Origin of the sequence: Polaribacter vadi (assembly GCF_018861005.1) — a bacterium.
Lineage (GTDB): Bacteria > Bacteroidota > Bacteroidia > Flavobacteriales > Flavobacteriaceae > Polaribacter > Polaribacter vadi_A.
The window spans coordinates 39,786-60,128 of record NZ_JAHKQL010000017.1; the positions used below are offsets into that span (position 1 = coordinate 39,786).

Below are 20,343 nucleotides of genomic sequence, written 5' to 3' on the forward strand. Positions count from 1 at the left end.
CAGGTTATTTTTAAACTCTATTTACTTAGGGGTAAATTAGGAGTAGATAGGGTATTTAGGAGTACTTGGGTTTTATTTTTAGGGTAAAATTTTAATTAGATTCTATGTAATGATATTTAACATTCTGTTTCATATAACTTTTTAATATTCCCATATTTTTAAGTTCGTCTAAAACATTATAAACTACAAGTATTAATTTAATACTATTAATTCTGTTTAAAATTTGAAAGCTTGTTAAATGCTCATTTTTTAATTCATTAATTACTTCTAATTGTCTGTTAGTTAAATTATTAGTTTCCATAGGTTTTGTTGTTTTACACTGTAAAGATACTATGGATTTAAGACGTAAAATTAAATTTTAGATAGGTAATGATTAAAGTTAGGTGATTGGTATTTAAATATAGACGAATAAAAAAACACCTGTTTTCACAGGTGTTAAGTATATGTTAATTAAACGTTTAGAATATAATTATTATTACTTTTTTATTGATTAAAGCTATTTATCAAAAAAAACAATCTAAGTTAGCATTCCACCATCTACAGAAAGAGTTTGACCTGTAATATATGAACTCATATCAGAAGCTAAAAATACACAAGCGTTTGCAATATCTTCTGGCTTACCTCCTCTTTTTAAAGGAATTCCATCTCTCCAACTTTGTACAGTTGCTTCATCTAACTTGTCTGTCATTTCAGTTTCTATAAAACCAGGAGCAATTACATTACTTCTTACATTTCTAGAACCTAACTCTAAAGCTACAGATTTAGAAAAACCTACAATACCTGCTTTAGATGCTGCATAATTTGTTTGCCCTGCATTACCTTTTAAACCAACTACAGAACTCATATTTATAATAGAACCTGCTCTCTGCTTCATCATTGGTCTAATAACAGCTTTAGTTAGGTTAAATACAGATTTTAAGTTAACTTCAATTACTTTATCAAAATCTTCTTCAGAAATACGCATTAACAAATTGTCTTTGGTTATACCTGCATTGTTTACTAAAATATCTATAGCACCAAATTCTTTTTGAACATCTTTAGCTAATTCTTGAGCAGCAGCATAATCAGCAGCATTAGATTGATATCCTTTAGCAGAAACACCAAATGCTTTTAATTCTTCTTCTAAGGCATTTGCAGCATCTACAGAAGAACTATACGTAAAAGCTACATTTGCACCTTGTTTTGCAAATTCAATAGCAATACCTCTACCTATTCCTCTAGTTGCACCAGTAATTATTGCTGATTTATTTTCTAGTAATTTCATATAGTTTAGTTGTTTTTAAGGCATCAAATATAATAAAATAAAAAAACTCGTAAAGTAAAATTACCTTACGAGTTAAAATTTAATAAGACTATAATTTCACTAATTTAAAGAAATGCCAAAACCTTTAAAATTTATATTTATGTAATTTATTTTAAATGATAATTTAAAAATTATAAAATCTAAGATTTAACTTTCTTCTCTTCTATATAATTAAATAAATAGTCTACTTCTAATTCTTTTATTTTACCTAACTTTTTCAATGATTTTACGTCTAAATCTTTTTTATTACCAATAACCATAACATTGTAAGATTCGCCTTTAATATTTTTATCAAAAAATGCTTTTAAATCTTCCATTGTCATGTTTTTGATGGTATTGTACATTTCTTCTCGGTTATCATTATCAATTCCTAATTTTTGTAATCTTTCATAAGACCAAAAAATGCTAGATTTTGTAATTCTTTGTGCTGCTAATTTTTTTAAAGTTGATTCTTTTGCAGCTTGGAATTGTTTATCAGCCTCTGGCATATCATTCATTAATTCCATCATAGCATCTACAGCTTGTTCTAATTTATTAGCCTGTGTACCAACATAAGCCATTACATAATTTGGTGAGTCTTTTTTTGATGCTCCTTGATAAGATGCAAAAGCAGAATATGCCAACGATTTAGATTCTCTAATTTCTTGAAAAACAATTGACGACAATCCACTACCAAAATACGTATTAAATAATGTTGATGCAGCCATATTTTCTGGCTTAAAAGGATCTCCTTTTGCCAAAAACAACATTTCAGTTTGCACCATATCATAATTTGTGAAGAAAACATTACCTCCTGTTTCTGTTTCTTCGTATTTTTTTGCAATAGGGTATTCTTTTAATTCGCCGTAAATTTTATGCTGATTGTTTAAAGCTGTTACAGCATTATCTACATCTTTACCATAATAGAAAACACGTTGCTTGTAGTTTTTCATATCTTTAATTAAAGCAACTAATTCTTCTGGGTTTATGGCTTTTAATTCATCGATTTGCATAATATCTCTTAATGGAGAATCTTCACCGTATTTACCATAGTTCATTAAACCATTCCAAAGGATATTTCCTTTTTGGGTTTTTCCATCTTGACGACCTTTGTAGATTTTCTCTACATATTTATTATAAGCATCTTCATCAGCTTTAGCATTGTCCCATAAATGTTCTAATAACTCTAATCCTTTTGGTAAGTTTTCTTTTAACCCGTTTAAACCTACATATGTTTTATCACTACCTGTGCTTACGTAATAAGAGATTCCTAATTTGTAAAACTCTTTTTTTAATTCTTCATTTGTATATTTATCTGTACCTATATATTCTAAATAACCAGCAGCTAAAGATAATTTTTTATCATTATCACTCCCCATATCAAAGATGATATTCATATCGAACAAATCGTTTTTTTCATTCAATACATAAGATACTTTAATATCATTTTCTGTTTTAGTTTCTTTAATGGCCGTTTTATAATCTACAAATTGTGGTTTTAATTCTGGAGATTCCATTTTATTGAAATCTTGAATAAATTCAGAACTTTTATCTCTATTTAATTTTACTGGCGTAATCCCTGGGTTTTCAACTTTTACAATATTTTTATCTTCACCTTTTCTTTTGTATGTTACTACATAATTATCTTGATAAAAATTATTAGCAAAAGCAACCAATTCTTCTTTAGTTACTTTCTTTAAATCGTCTAAAAACTTTACTCTATCAGCCCAATTTTGTTGATATATAAAGGCATCTACATATTTATTAGCCAAAGCTGAATTATTTTCATATTGGCGTGTTTCACTTAGTTTTAAGTCATTTACAACTGCACCAATCATCCATTCATCAAACTCACCATTCTTTAATTTTGTAACTTGTTCTAATAACAAATCTTTTACCTCATCTAAAGATTGACCTGATTTTGGTGAACCTGTAAACGTATGATATCCATAATCATTTAAAAAAGTAGGTGAACAAGATGCGTACTGTACAACTTGTTTTTGATTTAAATTTAAGTCGATTAAACCCGCATTTCCATTTGCCATTATCATATCAACTAAAGTTACCATTTTTTCATCAGTTGTATTTACACCTCTAGATCTGTAAGCAATAGAAATATTTTCTGATGTTGGCCCGAAAACCTCGTTTACAATAGGTTGTGTAATTGGTTCTTCTTTTGGTAACGTTGGATGAGTAAGTTCCTTCTTTTCGAACTTTCCAAAAGCTTCGTTTACTTTTGCTATTGTTCCATCAAAATCTAAATCACCAACTAAAACAATAGCCATATTATTGGGTACATAATATTTGTCAAAATAATTATGAATATCAATCATTGATGGATTCTTTAAATGCTGCCCAGTACCAATTGTTGTTTGTTGACCATAAGGATGATTTGGAAATAAACCATCTAACATGGCTGCATAACGTTTTCTAAAATCATTATCTTGTCCTCTGTTAAACTCCTCAAAAACAGCTTCTAATTCAGTATGAAACAAACGTAAAACTAGTGTACTAAAACGTTCAGATTCTAAAGTTATCCATTTATTGAATTCATTTGCAGGAATTTTATTGGTATATACTGTTTGCTCAAACCAAGTGTAAGCATTAGTACCTGTTGCTCCTAAAGAAGCTGTCATTTTATCATATTCGTTAGCAATAGAATGGTTAGAGGCTTCTAAAGAAACTTTATCTATTTCTTGATAAATGGCCTTCTTTTTCTCTGGATCTTCTTCTGTTCTGTGTTGCTCATACAAATCAGAAATTTTTGCTAAAAATACTTTTTCCTTTTCCCAATTAGCAGTACCTACTTTGTGAGTCCCTTTAAAAACCATGTGCTCTAAATAATGAGCTAAACCTGTAGATTCTTTTGGATCGTAATTGGAACCAGCTCTTACAGCTATATAAGTTTGAATTTTGGGTTCGTCTTCATTTTTACTGAGGTACACTTTTAAACCATTGTCTAAGGTATATAGTCTTAAACCTGTAGGATCGTTTTCTACAGTTTCATAGGTTATACCATTTGTGTCTTTTTGCGAAGTTACTTCGTAGCTCTTTTCCTTATTTGTATTACAGCTTATTGCTGAAATTAATAACATACTAAAAGCAAATACTTTAATCTGTTTCATAATATTTAATTTGGTTGAATAAAAAAATCCGTTGAATTTACAAATTCAACGGATTTTAATAAGATTTATTATAAAACTTTAACAAATAATTAAAGAAATAAAGATTACTTTAATACTTTCGCAACCATTTCTCCAATTTTAGCTGGTGAACTTACAACGTGTACACCATTTGCTGCTAAGATTTCCATTTTAGCTTGTGCAGTATCATCTGCTCCACCAACAATAGCTCCTGCATGCCCCATTGTTCTACCAGCAGGTGCAGTTTGCCCAGCAATAAAACCAACAACTGGTTTTCTATTACCATCAGCTTTAATCCATTGTGCAGCTTCAGCTTCTAAATTACCACCAATTTCACCAATCATTACAATTGCTTCAGTTTCATCATCATTCATTAACATTTCTACAGCTTCTTTAGTTGTAGTTCCAATAATTGGATCTCCACCAATACCAATTGCAGTTGTTATACCAAAACCTTGTTTTACAACTTGGTCTGCAGCTTCATAAGTTAAAGTTCCTGATTTAGAAACGATACCTACTTTACCTTTTTTAAAGATAAAACCTGGCATAATACCAACTTTAGCTTCATCTGGAGTAATAACTCCTGGACAGTTAGGCCCAACTAATCTAGTGTCTTTATCTGCAATGTAAGCTTTTACTTTTACCATATCTGCAGTAGGTATACCTTCTGTAATACAGATAATTACTTTAATACCTGCATCTGCAGATTCCATAATTGCATCAGCAGCAAAAGCTGGTGGTACAAATATAATTGAAGTATCTGCAGCTGCTTTTTCTACAGCTTCTGCAACTGTATTAAAAACAGGTTTCCCTAAGTGTTCTTGACCACCTTTTCCTGGAGTTACACCTCCAACAACATTGGTTCCATAATCAATCATTTGACCTGCGTGAAAAGTTCCTTCACTACCAGTAAAACCTTGTACAATAATATTTGAATTCTTATTAACTAAAACACTCATTTGCTCTGATATTTATTTTGTGTTACAAAAATAGTTTATTGTTTACTTTTATAAAAACGATATTAGTTTTTTATTTTTCTTTTAGCAATCTTTTTAAGCCTGCTAACTGTTTTAATTTTTCTCTTGATTCTTCTATTGGCGTACCAAAATAAGATTTGCCTCCAGCAACAGATTTTGTAACCCCTGTTTGCCCAAGAATAACAGCTCCTTTACCAATTGTAATTCCGCTGTTTGTACCAACTTGTCCCCAAATGGTAACCTCATCTTCAATAATTACACAACCTGCAATACCCGTTTGTGAAGCTATTAAACATTTTTTACCAATAACTGTATCATGACCTACATGTACTTGGTTATCAATTTTTGTTCCTTGTTTTATAGTGGTATCTCCTGTAACACCTTTATCAATTGTACAAGAAGCACCTAAATCTACATTATCTTCTAAAACTACTCTACCTCCAGAAATTAATTTATCGAAACCTGTTGGTCTGTTTTTGTAATAAAAAGCATCTGCTCCTAAAACTGTATTTGCATGAATTGTACAATTATTACCAATTATGGTATTATCATAAATTGTTACATTTGGGTGAATAACACAATTAGTACCAATCTGCACATTATTTCCTATAAAAACATTAGGTTCAATTATAGTTCCTTCTTCAATAATAGCATTTTTTGCTATACTTACTTTGGATGCTATAAATGGATTAAAATGTTTTGTAATTTTATTAAAATCACGAAAAGGATCATCAGAAATTAACAAAGCTTTACCTTCTGGACACGCTACTTTTTTATTAATTAAAATTGTAGTTGCATCAGAATTTAAAGCTTTATCATAATATTTAGGATGATCTACAAAAACGATATCTCCTTTTTTTACAACGTGAATTTCATTTATCCCAAGAATTGGAAATTTTTTATCACCTATAAAATCTACATCTAAAAGTGATGCAATTTGTTGTAAAGTTTGTGGAGTTTTGAATTTCATAGTTCGCTATTAGCTTTTGGCAATTCGCTATTAGCTAAAAGCTAATTGCTAAAAGCTTTTTTTACTCTTTAATACGTTCTTGATAAGTTCCTTTTGTAGTCTCTACCTTAATTTTATCACCTTCATTAATAAATAAAGGTACATTTACAGAAGCTCCAGTTTCTACAGTTGCTGGTTTTGTTGCATTTGTAGCTGTGTTTCCTTTAACACCTGGTTCTGTATGCGTAACCTCTAAAATAACGCTTAAAGGCATTTCTACAGATAAAGGCATATCATCTTCAGAATTGATGATTATTGTAACTATCTCACCTTCTTTCATTAAATCTGGTGAATCTAAAGCAGCTTCTAATAATCTTATTTGACTATAGTCTTGCTCATTCATGAAATGATAAAATTCACCATCATTATATAAAAACTGAAACTTATGTGTTTCAACTCTTACATCATCTATTTTTCTACCTGCAGGAAAAGTGTTATCTACTACTTTACCATTGGTAACACTTTTTAATTTTGTTCTTACAAAAGCAGGGCCTTTACCTGGCTTTACGTGTAAAAACTCTACAATTTTATAGATATCATTGTTATACCTAATACATAATCCGTTTCTAATATCTGATGTTGTTGCCATTTATATAATTTAATTTGCTTTATAATATCCTTTCATTATTCCTCTGTGAGAATCTTTAATAAACTGTATGATTTCATCACGTTCAGGAGTTGCTTCCATTTCTGCTTCTATAATATCTATTGCTTGAGAATTGTTGTAGTTTCTTTGAAATAGAATTCTAAATATTGCTTGAATTTCTCTAATTTTTTCTGTGGTATACCCTCTTCTTCTTAAACCTACAGAATTAATACCTACATAAGATAAAGGTTCTCTTGCTGCTTTTACATAAGGAGGTACATCTTTTCTTACTAAAGAACCACCCGTAACAAATGCATGATTACCAACAGATGCAAATTGATGCACAGCAACCATACCTGCTAAAACTACATTACTACCTATAGTAACATGGCCAGCTAAAGTGGTATTGTTAGAGAAAATACAATTATCACCCACAAAACAATCATGAGCTATATGACAATATGCCATTATTAAACAATTGTTACCTACAACAGTTTTTAATCTATCTTTGGTACCTCTATTTATAGTAACACATTCTCTAACTGTAACATTATTACCAATTTCTACTGTTGTTTCTTCGTCATTAAACTTTAAATCTTGTGGAATAGCGGAAATTACTGATCCTGGAAAAATTCTGCAATTTTCACCAATTCTTGCACCTTCCATAATTGTTACGTTAGAACCAATCCAAGTTCCAGAACCAATTGTTACATTACTATGTATGGTAGTAAAAGGTTCTATTACAACATTTCTTGCAATTTTTGCTTGGGGGTGTACATAAGCTAAAGGCTGATTCATATTTTAATTTTTTCTTGCTATTTGAGCCATTAATTCTGCTTCTGCTACTAATTTTCCGTTTGCATAAGCATAAGCTTGCATATGACAAATACCCCTTCTTATAGGTGTTATTAACTCAGCTTTAAATGTTAAAGTATCTCCAGGTAAAACTTTTTGTTTAAATTTAACTTTATCCATTTTCATAAAATAAGTTAAGTAGTTTTCTGGATCTGGTACAGTACTTAAAACTAAGACTCCACCACATTGTGCCATAGCTTCTACTTGTAAAACTCCAGGCATAACTGGTGCTCCAGGAAAATGACCAACAAAGAAGTTTTCGTTCATTGTAACATTTTTCATACCAACTACATGTTTATCTGATAGCTCTAAAATTCTATCTATCATTAAAAATGGTGGTCTGTGAGGTAAAATATCCATTATTTGATGAATATCTAATAAAGGTGGCGCATTTAAATCGTATTGAGGAACATAGTTTCTCTTTTCTGTTTTTATAATTTTTGCCAATTTCTTTGCAAACTGAGTATTTATTAAATGCCCTGGTTTGTTTGCTATTACTTTACCTTTTATTCTTGTACCTACTAAAGCTAAATCACCTATAACATCTAATAATTTATGACGAGCAGCTTCATTTGCCCAATGTAAAGTTAGGTTGTCTAGGATTCCGTTTGGTTTTATAGAAATATTGTCTTTTTTAAATGCTTTTTTTAATTTCTGCATTGTATTATCAGACAATTCTTTATCAACATAAACAATTGCATTATTTAAATCACCTCCTTTAATAAGATCATTTTCTAGCAACATTTCAATTTCGTGTAAAAAACTAAAAGTTCTTGCATCTGCAATTTCTTCTTTAAAATCAGAAATATCTTCTAAAGTAGCATTTTGAGTTCCTAAAATTTTAGTACCAAAATCTACCATAGTTGTTACTTGGTATTCATCTGAAGGCATTAAAATAATTTCGCTACCAGAAACATCATCTTTATAAGAAATTATTTCTTTTACTACATATTCTTCTACTTCTGCATCTTGTTCTTTTATACCTGCTTTTTCTAAAGCTTCTACAAAGTACTTAGATGAACCGTCCATAATTGGTGGTTCTGATGCATCTATTTCAATTAACAGATTATCTATATCTAAACCTACTGCTGCTGCTAAAACGTGTTCTGAAGTTTGTATTTGAACACCATTTTTTTCTAAATTAGTACCTCTTTGAGTGGTAACTACATATTCAGCTTTTGCTTCAATTACTGGTGTACCTTCTAAATCTACTCTACTAAAAGCAAAACCATGATTTATTGGAGCTGGTTTTAGGGTCATTGATACATTATTACCAGTGTGTAAACCTACACCTGATAAAGTAATTTCTGATTCTATTGTTTTTTGTTTCTTACTCATGCTTTTTACTTAGAGTATTTAGTCTTTTTTCTAATTTATTAACTGATTCTACTACTGTTGGCAAGTTTTTAAAATGTACATAAGCTTTAAAATAATCTCCATAATTAAAAGCTGGTGTACCTTGCACTTTTAAACCATCTTTTAAATTTTTACTGATACCAGATTGAGCTTGTATTTGTAAATTATTACCTAAAGTTAAATGTCCTGCAATACCAACTTGACCACCAATCATACAATTTTCGCCAATTTTAGTAGAACCTGCAACACCTGTTAACGCAGCAATTACAGTGTTTTTACCAATTTCTACATTATGGGCAATTTGTATTTGGTTGTCTAATTTTACGCCTTTTCTTATTATTGTTGATCCTAAAGTTGCTCTATCTATTGTACAACCAGAACCTATATCTACATGATCTTCTATAATTACATTTCCTATTTGAGGAATTGCATTAAACTCTCCATCATTATTTGGTGCAAATCCAAAACCATCAGAACCAATAATGCTACCTGAATGTATTTTACAATGGTTACCTATTTGAGTTTCTGAATAAATTTTTACTCCAGCAAAAATCATACAATTATCACCAATAATAGAATTATCGCCAATATAACAATTAGGATATATTTTTACATTATTACCAATTATTACATTTTCTCCTATATAAGAAAATGCTCCTAAATATTCATTTGTACCCACTTTTGCAGAATCTGCAATAAAATGTGGTGCTTCTCTACCAGTTTTATTATTTTTTACTTCGTTGTAAAATTCTAATAATTTAGAAAATGATTTGTAAGCATTTTCTACTTTAATAAGTGTTGTTGAGATTTCTTTTTCTAATTTAAAATCTTCATTTACAATAGCAATAGAAGCATTTGTTGTGTATAAATATGGATCGTATTTTGGGTTAGACAAAAAGGTTAAAGATCCTTTTTCTCCTTCTTCTATTTTAGATAATTTAGAAACTTCTTCATCAGGATTACCAACTACTTTACCTTCTAAAATATCTGCTATTTGTTGTGCTGTAAATTTCATCAAACGCAAAAGTATAAAATTTATAGGTATTTGGCTAATCTCATTTTACTTTGGATAACAAATAAAGTGTTTTATTACTGGTTTTGTGAGTGCTTGCAAGTTTAATTGATCTGATGCTTTTGCAATATCTTTTAACTTTCCTTTTTTATTTAAAATATAAATTGGCTTATCTGTTTGATATGCTAAGTTTCTTATTTCTTGAGAAAATATAAAATAATCTATATCTAGTTCTGATATTTCTAATTTCTTAGAAAACTTATTTTTCTTTTTATTGATGTAAGTCTTGGCAAATGGTTTATTCTGTATTTCTATTCTTAAGAGTTTACGATCTACAATCATTTTAGATAATAATGATAAAACTTTATCTTGATGATGTACCCATTCTTTTATTGCAGACAATACATCATAATCATCTAATTTAGAAAACATTTCTAAAGTTTCTTCTGTAAAATTATCTTGGTTTATCTTATTATATAAAAAATAATTTAAAGCTGTACTTGCATATAGCTCCACTCCTTTTTCTGCTAATTCTTTTGCTCTTTTTAAAACATTAACTAACATATTTTCTGCAACCAAACCTGTTTTATGTAAATATACTTGCCAATACATTAAACGTCTGGCAATTAAAAACTTTTCTGCAGAATATATTCCTTTTTGTTCTATAACTAATTCATCATCTTTAACATTCATCATTGCTATTAATCTATCTGATGAAATATTACCTTCAGTTACACCTGTATAAAAACTATCTCTTTTTAAGTAATCTAAACGATCTATATCTAATTGACTAGAAATTAATTGACATAAAAATTTACGATGATAATTACCTTCAAAAATATTTATTGCTAAATCTAATTCCCCATCAAATTCTTCATTTAACTTCTTCATAAACTTTAAGGAAATTTCTTCATGCGAAATTCCGCTAACAATACTATGCTCTAATGCATGAGAAAAAGCACCATGACCAATATCATGCAATAAAATAGCGATATAAACAGCATTTTCTTCGTCTTTAGAAATTTCTATTTGCTTAAAACGTAGCACTCTAACAGCTTTTTCCATTAGGTGAATACAACCCAAAGCATGATGAAAACGTGTATGATTTGCTCCTGGATACACCAAATTAGACAAACCCATTTGTGCAATTCTTCTTAAACGCTGAAAATATGGATGTTCTATAATATCAAAAATTAAAGAATTCGGAATTTGAATAAATCCGTAAATAGGATCGTTTAATATTTTAAGTTTATTAGGCTTTTTTTTCTTCAAAAGATGTGTTTTATCAATCTAAATGCAAAGTACGATTTAATGCCTTTAAATCACAAGTTTTACATATTGGTTTTGTATAAAAATTATCAAAATTGTTTTAAATTGATAGTTATTTTATCATTTTCTGATTATAGATTATTAATTATTGATTACTTTATCAATTAAAATTAGCAATATTTTATCATTTTAACCTACAGAAAAATATAACAAAATGGTACATTTAACATTGAAAATTAAAATTTAAAAATATATGAGTAGCATACAAATTTTATGGGTGGATGATGAAATCGAATTATTAAAGCCTCATATTCTTTTTCTAGAACGTAAAAACTATAAAGTTACAACTTGTACAAATGGTGCTGATGCTATTGATTTAGTTGATGAAACGAATTTTGATATTGTTTTTTTAGATGAAAATATGCCTGGCTTAACTGGCTTGGATACACTTGGAGAAATTAAACAAAAACAGGCAAATTTACCTGTTGTAATGATTACAAAAAGCGAAGAAGAGTATATTATGGAAGAAGCCATAGGTTCTAAAATTGCTGATTATTTAATTAAACCTGTAAATCCGAATCAGATTTTATTGAGCTTAAAGAAAAATTTAGATCATTCTCGTTTGGTTTCTGAAAAAACAACTTCTAGTTATCAGCAAGAGTTTCGAAAAATTTCTATGGATTTGGCAATGGTAAATTCTTACGAGGAATGGATTGATTTATATAAAAAACTAATTCACTGGGAATTAGAGTTAGAAAACATTAGTGACCCTGGAATGTTAGGCATTTTAGAAAGTCAAAAACAAGAAGCTAACAATCAGTTTTTTAAATTTATCAAAAAGAATTATGAAGATTTTTTAACGGCTCATGATAAACCTACTTTTTCACATACTCTATTTAAAGATTATGTAGTGCCAGAATTAAATAAAAATCAAGGCGTTTTATGGGTTGTGATTGATAATTTACGTTACGATCAATACAGAATTTTAGAACCATTGATTAACAATCATTACAAAAAAGACGAAGAATATTCTTATTTTTCTATTCTGCCAACAGCAACTCAATATGCAAGAAATGCCATTTTTTCTGGCTTAATGCCATCAGAAATGGAAAAACGTCATCCAAATTTTTGGAAAAATGATACTGATGAAGGTGGAATGAATATGTTTGAGGATGAATTTTTATCTGCCCAAATAAAAAGATTAAGTTTAAATATTAAACACGAATATTACAAAATTACTTCTTTAAAAAGCGGTAAAGAATTAGCGGATAATTTTAACGGAACAAAACAAAACGACTTAACAACAGTTGTTTATAACTTTGTTGATATGCTTTCACACTCTAAAACAGAAATGGAAGTGATTAAAGAGTTGGCTGGCGATGATAAAGCGTATAGAAGTTTAACTTTAAGTTGGTTTAAGAATTCACCTTTGTTCGAAATTATTCAGAAAGCTCAAAATTTAGGGCAGAAATTAATTATTACTACAGATCATGGAACAATTAACTGTAAACATCCTACAAAAGTAATTGGCGATAAAAATATCAGCTCTAATTTACGTTATAAAACGGGTAGAAGTTTGAGTTATGAAGATAAAGATGTTTTTGCAGTTCGTAATCCTAAAGACATATTTTTACCAACAGTGGCTATGAATAGTCCGTTTATTTTTGCGAAAGAAGATTTGTTTTTTGCGTACCCAAATAACTTTAATCACTTCGTAAAATATTACAAAAACACTTATCAACATGGAGGTGTTTCTTTAGAAGAAGTTATTATACCTTGTGCTGTTTATAGTCCGAAATAAAAGTAGTCAGTAGTCAAAATTAATGAAAAAGTTATTTTTAATTTTATTTATAAGTTTAATTCAAATTTCTTTTGCTCAAGAAGACAAACTTTCTAATGCTGCTTTAGAATTAACAAAAGACAACGTAGTTTACGACCCTAGTTATTTTTCTATTGCTTACCCAAATGGAGATGTACCTAAAGGGAAAGGTGTTTGTACAGATGTAATTATAAGAGCTTACCGAAAATTAGGTATTGATTTACAAAAGGAAGTTCATTTAGATATGAAGAATAACTTTAATCTCTATCCTAAAATTTGGGGATTAAAAAATACTGATAAAAATATAGACCATAGAAGAGTACCAAATTTAATGACTTTCTTTTCTAGAAAAGGAGTTGTAAAACCAATTACTAAAAACCCAAATGATTACAAACCTGGTGATATAATTTGTTGGAATTTGGGTGGTGCAATTACACATACAGGAATTTTAGTGAATAAAAGATCTAAAGACAATCAACGGTTTTTAATTGTCCATAATATTGGTTCTGGACAAGTTTTAGAAGATTGTTTGTTTAGGTTTAAGATTATTGGTCATTATAGATATTTGAATTGAAAGCATTTTTAAATAGTATCAATAAAAAAGAGGAACATAATTGTTCCTCTTTTTAACTTTTCTAATGAATTATAATTAGAATCCTGTTCCTAAATCTGTGGGTGCAGCACTAAAAGCTTGAGCTTTTTTAGGATTTAAAATTAAATATGTTCCAATAGCTGTTAAAGCTGCATATTTAGAATAATTTCCTATTTTCTTAATTGCTTCTTTTCTTGTAATCTCTTTATTATCTTTATTTTTCATAATGTTTTTATTTTAAAATTACTTTTTTTACATAATTACCATTGTTCGAATTTAATTTGATCATATAAACACCTGTTGTTAAGTTTGATAAATTTAAATCTTCATCTGAATTCAAAGACTTAACAAAAACTTTTTGACCAATTGTATTTATAATTTCCATTTTTGAAACTGCTTTTAAACCTCTTACATACAGTATTTTATTATTGGAATACACCTTTAAATTATCGTAAATATTACTTTCTATATTAAGAGATTTGTTTGGTAAAATATGTAAGTAAAATCTATCTTTAGTAATATCAGAATCACTAAAATTAACTGTATAAATATCATTTTCGTTGGTAATATCTACAAATGATTTTGCAAACTTATCTTCTAAATATAAACTTGTTGATGGTTCTAAATTTAAATGCTTTGCAGAAAAAACCACCTCCATATTACTTGCTGAAACACCTAACGGAATTATCATATCTTCATTTAACTCGTTTGGTAATGATTGAATTGTATAGTTTTTAGCATTACTAAAATCGACCAATTTTGTAAATAAATCGAAAGTAGCATCAAAATTACCAATATCTAAACCTACATCAAATCCATTGGTTGCGTTTTCAAAAAACTTGATATTAGTTTCAACTTTATTGCTACCATTGTCCGCAAAAAGTTGAATATATTTTTGTTGTGTTTTATTAAAATCGGTATCACCTGTTACAGGTTTTAAAGTACGTTTGGCTTCATTAAAATCAATTTCAAATTCGCCTTCTTTTACTTTAATAAAGAAACCTTGACCAGGTGTTAACGATTTATTTTCTATGTCAGTTTCACTAGCAGCAACATATTTATTTTGAGTATTATCCCAAACATAAATTCCTTTAAAATTATCATCTAGAATATCATAATTATCATTTATAAAACTACTTGCTCCATTTTTATTTGCAGGATAATAGGTTGTAAACGGATTACCAATCGCATTCCACTCACCTGGTTGTAACGTTCTTGTTAAGTTACTTGTAGTTAAAGTACCTGTAAAACTAACAGCACCATCTGTAGCTCTAGATATCGCATAACTTTGTCCAGCTGTAAAGGTTTGATTTTCATCTATAGTAGTATCATAATACACCCATTCATTACCATCGTCCTGAGCATCATCATAAAAACCAACAGCATAACGTACAGGAGAAACGGTTTCGTTAGTACGAATATCATTGTCTGTATTTGTAGCAAATTCTTTTATTTTTTGCCCAGAAACTGGAGGTGTAACTAAACTCCATTTATTAGCTTTTAAACCTCCTCGTTTATAAACAACTTCTCCTGTAGATGTACCTTCAATAAATAAAACTGAACTATCTCCATTATCTGAATCCATAACAATAGTACCATTATTTACCATATTACTCATAGATTTTAAGGAAAAGGTTGGGTTGATAATAATAGTTCCTTCATTTTCCAAAGAGTTTACCTCAGATATATCTGCACTTATTTGTAAGGTTGTTGTTGCAGGAATTACAACATTGTCTGTTGCTGAGGGCACAACACCATTAGACCAGTTTGCAGGATCGTTCCACATACCATCTACATTTGTTGGAGTATTTATGGAAGAGCAGTCTTTACTATCGCCTGTAAATGTCCAATTGTAATCATTGATTAATTTTGTTCTTTCTGTTTCTGAATTACAATAATTTATATTTAATGCTCCTAAATTAATATTAGATTTTAAAGAAGATAATGCACTCCAACCTTTAAGAGTTTTGTCATAATTAATTACAGAGATTCCTGAGTTATCAAACATTGAAAGCATTGTATAAACCTTACCAATATTCCAATTACTCAAATCTTGGTTAAAACTGTTAGCATTTAAAAACATCTCTTTTGTATCCAAACATTTATCAACTTGCCAATTACTAATATTTTGATTAAAATTGGTTGCTCCTTCAAACATAGATGCCATATATTTTACCTCACCCACATCCCATGAACTGATATCTTGATTAAAACTAGTTGCTTCTTCAAACATTCTTGTCATATAAGTAACATTACTTGTATCCCATGAACTGATATCTTGGTTAAAATTTGTTGCCCCAGAAAAAACACCAGACATAAAAGTGATACTACTTGTATCCCAAGAATTTAAATTTTTATTAAATTTAGTAGCTCCTTTAAATATATTTGCTAATGAAGTAACTTTTGAAATATCCCAAGAACTAATATCTTGATTAAAATTTATTGCTCCAGAAAACATCTCTTCAACATAGACGACATTGCTAATATCCCAAACTCCTAAATTTTGATTAAAACTTGTAGCTCCAGAAAACATTCCCATCATACTAGTTACCTTGCTAGTATCCCAAGAACTGATATCTTGATTAAATTTTATTGCTCCATTAAACATTCTATACATAGCGTCTGTGAATACACTAGATATACCACTTACACTACTAGTATCCCATCCTCCAATATCTTGATTAAAATTAGTAGCATTATAAAACATTTCTGACATATCTGTAACTTTACTTGTGTCCCAATTTCCAATATCTTGATTAAAATTGGTAGCATAAGAAAATATCTCTGACATATCTGCTACCTTATTTGTATCCCAACTTCCAATATTTTGGTTAAAAACCTTAGAAGAATAGAACATACTTGATAAATTTGTAACATTACTTATATCCCAAGTACTAATATCTTGATTAAAATTATCCGTATTTGCAAACATTTTATGCATATTTGTAATTGAAGAAACATCCCAATTTTTAAAACTGTTGTTTCCAACTAAAGCATAACAGGTATAAAAAGCTTCTTCTAAACTGGTTAAACTGGTTAAATCAGGAGTATCTAAAGCAGTTATATCCATATTAGTACATTTGGCAAATGACAATTTTTCAGACCACTCAACATTACCCCAGTTTAATACTTCTAATAGTTTTTGAGCATTGCTTAAATACGTAAATTCTATACCTGCAACTTCACCTGAAATTTTAATTATATATTCACCTACTGATTGATAAGTATGTCTTATATTATTATATGGACTACCCCAATATTCAAAAAATTCAGAATTACCATCTCCCCAGTCTATAGTAAAGTTTTTACTATTGCTAGTTAATGGTATCCATAAAAGTTCGTTTGCAGCAGTTGTTTTCCATTTGGTGATGAAAGGATTAGGTATAAAACTATCATTCTCATACACTCTTATCATTCCAGGGCCAGCACTACCAAATCCTGTACCATTTAATTCTGGAACACCAATTGCTAGAATCGTACCATTTGAAGATAGGCTTACTGAGCTACCTATTTGTCGTCGATAATCATTAGCCTCAATAGACTCTATTTCATTGTCTATTTGCGACCATATATCGTTTTCATTTATAAATATTTTAACTGAACCTGAATTTGAATAAGGATTGCTGTTAAAAGGAGCACCTACTGCAATTACATCCCCATCAAAAGAAAGGCTTAAGCTTTTCCCAAAACTATCCCTGCCTTGATCACTACTAATAGTGGCACCTATCTGAGACCAACTCCCTGCACTTTTTTTATATATCTTAACGTACCCTGTTCCACTAGAATTAGGGGCTCCAATTGCTATTATTTCACCATCGCCAGATATGTCTACCTCATTTCCAAAACCTTCTGAACTACTTGCTCCTAATAATTCAGAACCAACTTGTTGCCAATTTCCTGCATTATTTTCAAACACTTTTGCGCCTGCTCCATTTATTTGTGAACCCATTACCAAAATATTTCCATCATCAGATATACTTACAGACGCTCCATATTGTTTCCCATCTGTTCCATCAATATCATTTCCAATTTGAGACCAATTCCCACTTTCCAATTGATAAACTTTAACATGTCCATCATTATCATATCCAACTCCATCAGTATCATTTCTTCTTGCACCAATAGCAATGATATTACCTGTACTATTTAAACTAACAGAATAACCAAATTCATCGCCAGTTGCTTCTCCAATAATTTCACTACCAAGTTGTACCCAATTAGAACTTATATATTGATATATTTTAACAGAACCAATATTACTATAAGGTGTACTTCCATCATTTAAAGGTGCTCCTACAGCAATTATATTTCCATCATTTGAAATATCTACAGAAAAACCAAATTCATCGCCAAGATTATCTCCTATTATATCGCTTCCTAATTGAAGATATTCCCCTGTATTTTTATCGAAAACTCTAATATACCCTTTACCATGTTCAGCTCCATCATTTTGTGGAGCACCAACAATAATTCTGGATCCATCACCAGATATTGACACAGACTTACCAAATACGTCTCTATTCGTATCTCCAAGAAGATTATTTTGAGTTAGGGTCCACTGACCAACTATCTCTATTGCTGTTAAAAATAGCAATGTGAAAAGTAATTTCAATTTCATAATTATATATTTATTTTTTCAAATATTTGATAATAAATACATTATTACAATACCTACTAATAGGTATTTTAAAAACTTCAACTCACTGATTTTTATGAAAATCACTTTTTTTTATGTAATAATTAAGATTTTGACAAAATCTGTTTTTATTCAATAACTTCACTATTTTTGTGCTACTATGAATAAAAACTATTCTATACATAACTTATCTGAAATCGCATCAGAACTTATCTCATCAGTAAATAATAAAACACTATTATTTTACGGAGAAATGGGGGTTGGTAAAACAACACTAATTAAAGAAATTTGCAAACAATTGGGGGTTTTAGATAACATCTCCTCTCCTACTTTTTCACTGGTTAATGAGTATCAATCAGAAAAAAATGAAATCGTTTATCATTTTGATTTTTATAGAATTAATGACGAAGAAGAAGCTTTAGATATGGGCGTAGAAGAATATTTTTATTCTGATAATTGGTGTTTAATTGAATGGCCAGAAAATATCAAAAATTTACTACCTTTAGATGCTGTTGTAATTCATCTTACTACATTAGATGACAACCAACGTAACATAAAACTTAAATAACCAAACTATGAGTTCATTTTCTCCTTTTAGTAAAGAAGAATTATTGCCACAAACAGAAATGCTAGAGGTTAAAAAGAAAAAAGGAGAATTATTTATTGGTTTGCCTAAAGAATCTTATTTAGGTGAAAAACGAGTTTGTTTAACTCCTGATGCAGTAACAGCATTAACTAATAATGGGCATAGAATTGTTGTAGAAACTGGTGCTGGTGATGGTGCAAATTACACAGACAAAGAATATTCAGAGGCTGGAGCAAAAATTTCTTATAATGTAGAAGAAGCATTTAAATGCAAAATTGTTTTAAAAGTTGCTCCACCATCAGAGAAAGAAATAGAGTATATAAATCCGCAAACTATACTAATATCATCACTTCAACTAAAAACTCAATCTAAAAAATATTTTGAACTTTTAGAGAAAAAAAGAATTACAGCTGTTGCTTTTGATTATATAAAAGACGATCATGATACTTACCCAGTTGTAAAATCTTTAAGCGAAATTGCAGGAATTGCCTCTATTCTAATTGCAGGAGAATTAATGAGCGGAGCCAATAAAGGTAATGGTTTACTTTTAGGAAATATTGGTGGTGTACCACCATCTAGCGTAGTTATTTTTGGTGCAGGAACTGTTGGCGAATTTGCTGCAAAAACAGCATTAGGTTTGGGTGCAAGAGTAAAAGTATTTGATAATTCTATCTCTAAGCTAAGAAAATTACAACATTGCTTAAATTCACCTATTTACACCTCTACAATTCAACCAAAGTCTGTTGCAAAAGCATTAATGAGATGCGATGTTGCAATTGGTGCAATAAGAGGTAAAAACAGATCGCCAATTTGTGCTACTGAAACAATGGTAGAAACCATGAAAGAAGGATCTGTTATTGTTGATGTTAGTATTGATAGAGGGGGTTGTTTTGAAACATCTAGCGTAACTTCTCATAAAAATCCGTCTTTTGTAAAACACGGTGTAATACATTATTGTGTACCAAACATACCTTCTAGGTACGCAAGAACAGCATCTGTTTCTATAAGTAATATATTTACTCCATATTTATTAAATATTGCTGATGAAGGTGGTTTTGAAAATGCTGCACGTTTTGATAAAAGCTTAAGAAATGGAATGTACTTTTATCATGGAATTTTAACCAACAAAACTGTTGCTGATTGGTTTGATATACCTTACAGAGATATTAATTTATTGATTATATAATCTCTTTTTTCAATGTAAAAAAGTACATTTGCACT

Annotated in this window: 16 protein-coding genes; 4 read left to right on the top strand and 12 right to left on the bottom strand. The window is 29.6% G+C overall.

Going from position 1 to position 20,343, the window contains the following annotated elements:
- Positions 1-91 precede the first annotated feature (91 nt).
- From KO506_RS09855 to KO506_RS09900, 10 genes are all read right to left on the bottom strand, one after another.
- On the bottom strand, positions 92-301 hold the full coding sequence (locus KO506_RS09855; RefSeq protein ID WP_215994738.1) for a hypothetical protein: 210 nt from the start codon (positions 299-301) through the stop codon (positions 92-94).
- Positions 302-517: 216 nt separating this feature from the next.
- Positions 518-1,264 carry a 3-oxoacyl-[acyl-carrier-protein] reductase gene (gene fabG / locus KO506_RS09860; protein ID WP_215994739.1) on the bottom strand — a complete coding sequence of 249 codons (747 nt, stop codon included), beginning with the start codon at positions 1,262-1,264 and terminating at the stop codon, positions 518-520.
- Positions 1,265-1,443: 179 nt separating this feature from the next.
- Positions 1,444-4,407 (bottom strand): M16 family metallopeptidase, encoded by a 2,964-nt coding sequence (locus tag KO506_RS09865; RefSeq protein ID WP_215994740.1) that lies wholly within the window; start codon positions 4,405-4,407, stop codon positions 1,444-1,446.
- A 104-nt stretch (positions 4,408-4,511) separates the two neighbouring features.
- Positions 4,512-5,384 carry a succinate--CoA ligase subunit alpha gene (gene sucD, locus KO506_RS09870; protein WP_215994741.1) on the bottom strand — a complete coding sequence of 291 codons (873 nt, stop codon included), beginning with the start codon at positions 5,382-5,384 and terminating at the stop codon, positions 4,512-4,514.
- Positions 5,385-5,454: 70 nt separating this feature from the next.
- Positions 5,455-6,372: a UDP-3-O-(3-hydroxymyristoyl)glucosamine N-acyltransferase gene (locus KO506_RS09875; RefSeq protein WP_215994742.1), complete on the bottom strand. Its 918-nt coding sequence runs from the start codon at positions 6,370-6,372 to the stop codon at positions 5,455-5,457.
- A 61-nt stretch (positions 6,373-6,433) separates the two neighbouring features.
- The gene (gene efp / locus KO506_RS09880) at positions 6,434-7,000 is read right to left on the bottom strand and encodes an elongation factor P (RefSeq protein WP_215994743.1); all 567 of its coding nucleotides are present in this window, start codon (positions 6,998-7,000) and stop codon (positions 6,434-6,436) included.
- A 9-nt stretch (positions 7,001-7,009) separates the two neighbouring features.
- Complete coding sequence (gene lpxA, locus KO506_RS09885) at positions 7,010-7,795, bottom strand: acyl-ACP--UDP-N-acetylglucosamine O-acyltransferase (protein WP_215994744.1); 786 nt, start codon at positions 7,793-7,795, stop codon at positions 7,010-7,012.
- Positions 7,796-7,798: 3 nt separating this feature from the next.
- Positions 7,799-9,190 (bottom strand): bifunctional UDP-3-O-[3-hydroxymyristoyl] N-acetylglucosamine deacetylase/3-hydroxyacyl-ACP dehydratase, encoded by a 1,392-nt coding sequence (locus KO506_RS09890; RefSeq protein WP_215994745.1) that lies wholly within the window; start codon positions 9,188-9,190, stop codon positions 7,799-7,801.
- The gene (lpxD, locus tag KO506_RS09895) at positions 9,183-10,223 is read right to left on the bottom strand and encodes a UDP-3-O-(3-hydroxymyristoyl)glucosamine N-acyltransferase (protein ID WP_215994746.1); all 1,041 of its coding nucleotides are present in this window, start codon (positions 10,221-10,223) and stop codon (positions 9,183-9,185) included. The genes KO506_RS09890 and lpxD overlap by 8 nt, the downstream gene beginning before the upstream one ends.
- A gap of 45 nt (positions 10,224-10,268) precedes the next feature.
- Entirely contained in the window at positions 10,269-11,492 is a 1,224-nt protein-coding gene (locus KO506_RS09900; RefSeq protein WP_215994747.1) for an HD domain-containing protein, read from the bottom strand.
- Between the two features lie 250 nt (positions 11,493-11,742).
- Here KO506_RS09900 and KO506_RS09905 point away from each other — a divergent pair, with 250 nt between their 5' ends.
- Positions 11,743-13,290, top strand: coding sequence for a bifunctional response regulator/alkaline phosphatase family protein (locus tag KO506_RS09905; RefSeq protein ID WP_215994748.1), 1,548 nt, complete (start codon positions 11,743-11,745; stop codon positions 13,288-13,290).
- A 22-nt stretch (positions 13,291-13,312) separates the two neighbouring features.
- Positions 13,313-13,882 (top strand): DUF1287 domain-containing protein, encoded by a 570-nt coding sequence (locus KO506_RS09910; protein ID WP_215994749.1) that lies wholly within the window; start codon positions 13,313-13,315, stop codon positions 13,880-13,882.
- A 75-nt stretch (positions 13,883-13,957) separates the two neighbouring features.
- On the opposite strand, the gene KO506_RS09915 is transcribed toward KO506_RS09910, so the two are convergent.
- Together KO506_RS09915 and KO506_RS09920 are read right to left on the bottom strand one after the other, a co-directional pair.
- The gene (locus KO506_RS09915; RefSeq protein ID WP_215994750.1) at positions 13,958-14,125 is read right to left on the bottom strand and encodes a hypothetical protein; all 168 of its coding nucleotides are present in this window, start codon (positions 14,123-14,125) and stop codon (positions 13,958-13,960) included.
- A gap of 7 nt (positions 14,126-14,132) precedes the next feature.
- Positions 14,133-18,518, bottom strand: coding sequence for a BspA family leucine-rich repeat surface protein (locus KO506_RS09920; protein WP_215994751.1), 4,386 nt, complete (start codon positions 18,516-18,518; stop codon positions 14,133-14,135).
- Positions 18,519-18,696: 178 nt separating this feature from the next.
- Between KO506_RS09920 and tsaE the strand changes: the two genes are divergently transcribed.
- Both tsaE and KO506_RS09930 read left to right on the top strand, forming a co-directional pair.
- Positions 18,697-19,104, top strand: a complete 408-nt coding sequence (tsaE, locus tag KO506_RS09925; protein WP_215994752.1) for a tRNA (adenosine(37)-N6)-threonylcarbamoyltransferase complex ATPase subunit type 1 TsaE — start codon at positions 18,697-18,699, stop codon at positions 19,102-19,104.
- Between the two features lie 7 nt (positions 19,105-19,111).
- The gene (locus KO506_RS09930) at positions 19,112-20,308 is read left to right on the top strand and encodes an alanine dehydrogenase (protein ID WP_215994753.1); all 1,197 of its coding nucleotides are present in this window, start codon (positions 19,112-19,114) and stop codon (positions 20,306-20,308) included.
- Positions 20,309-20,343: the final 35 nt, after the last annotated feature.

What these genes read in the sequence shown, in the direction of transcription:
- KO506_RS09855 (WP_215994738.1), bottom strand. Translation starts at nt 301, where the DNA reads ATGGAAACTAATAATTTAACTAACAGACAATTAGAAGTAATTAATGAA.
- fabG (WP_215994739.1), bottom strand. Translation starts at nt 1,264, where the DNA reads ATGAAATTACTAGAAAATAAATCAGCAATAATTACTGGTGCAACTAGA.
- KO506_RS09865 (WP_215994740.1), bottom strand. Translation starts at nt 4,407, where the DNA reads ATGAAACAGATTAAAGTATTTGCTTTTAGTATGTTATTAATTTCAGCA.
- sucD (WP_215994741.1), bottom strand. Translation starts at nt 5,384, where the DNA reads ATGAGTGTTTTAGTTAATAAGAATTCAAATATTATTGTACAAGGTTTT.
- KO506_RS09875 (WP_215994742.1), bottom strand. Translation starts at nt 6,372, where the DNA reads ATGAAATTCAAAACTCCACAAACTTTACAACAAATTGCATCACTTTTA.
- efp (WP_215994743.1), bottom strand. Translation starts at nt 7,000, where the DNA reads ATGGCAACAACATCAGATATTAGAAACGGATTATGTATTAGGTATAAC.
- lpxA (WP_215994744.1), bottom strand. Translation starts at nt 7,795, where the DNA reads ATGAATCAGCCTTTAGCTTATGTACACCCCCAAGCAAAAATTGCAAGA.
- KO506_RS09890 (WP_215994745.1), bottom strand. Translation starts at nt 9,190, where the DNA reads ATGAGTAAGAAACAAAAAACAATAGAATCAGAAATTACTTTATCAGGT.
- lpxD (WP_215994746.1), bottom strand. Translation starts at nt 10,223, where the DNA reads ATGAAATTTACAGCACAACAAATAGCAGATATTTTAGAAGGTAAAGTA.
- KO506_RS09905 (WP_215994748.1), top strand. Translation starts at nt 11,743, where the DNA reads ATGAGTAGCATACAAATTTTATGGGTGGATGATGAAATCGAATTATTA.
- KO506_RS09910 (WP_215994749.1), top strand. Translation starts at nt 13,313, where the DNA reads ATGAAAAAGTTATTTTTAATTTTATTTATAAGTTTAATTCAAATTTCT.
- KO506_RS09915 (WP_215994750.1), bottom strand. Translation starts at nt 14,125, where the DNA reads ATGAAAAATAAAGATAATAAAGAGATTACAAGAAAAGAAGCAATTAAG.
- KO506_RS09920 (WP_215994751.1), bottom strand. Translation starts at nt 18,518, where the DNA reads ATGAAATTGAAATTACTTTTCACATTGCTATTTTTAACAGCAATAGAG.
- tsaE (WP_215994752.1), top strand. Translation starts at nt 18,697, where the DNA reads ATGAATAAAAACTATTCTATACATAACTTATCTGAAATCGCATCAGAA.
- KO506_RS09930 (WP_215994753.1), top strand. Translation starts at nt 19,112, where the DNA reads ATGAGTTCATTTTCTCCTTTTAGTAAAGAAGAATTATTGCCACAAACA.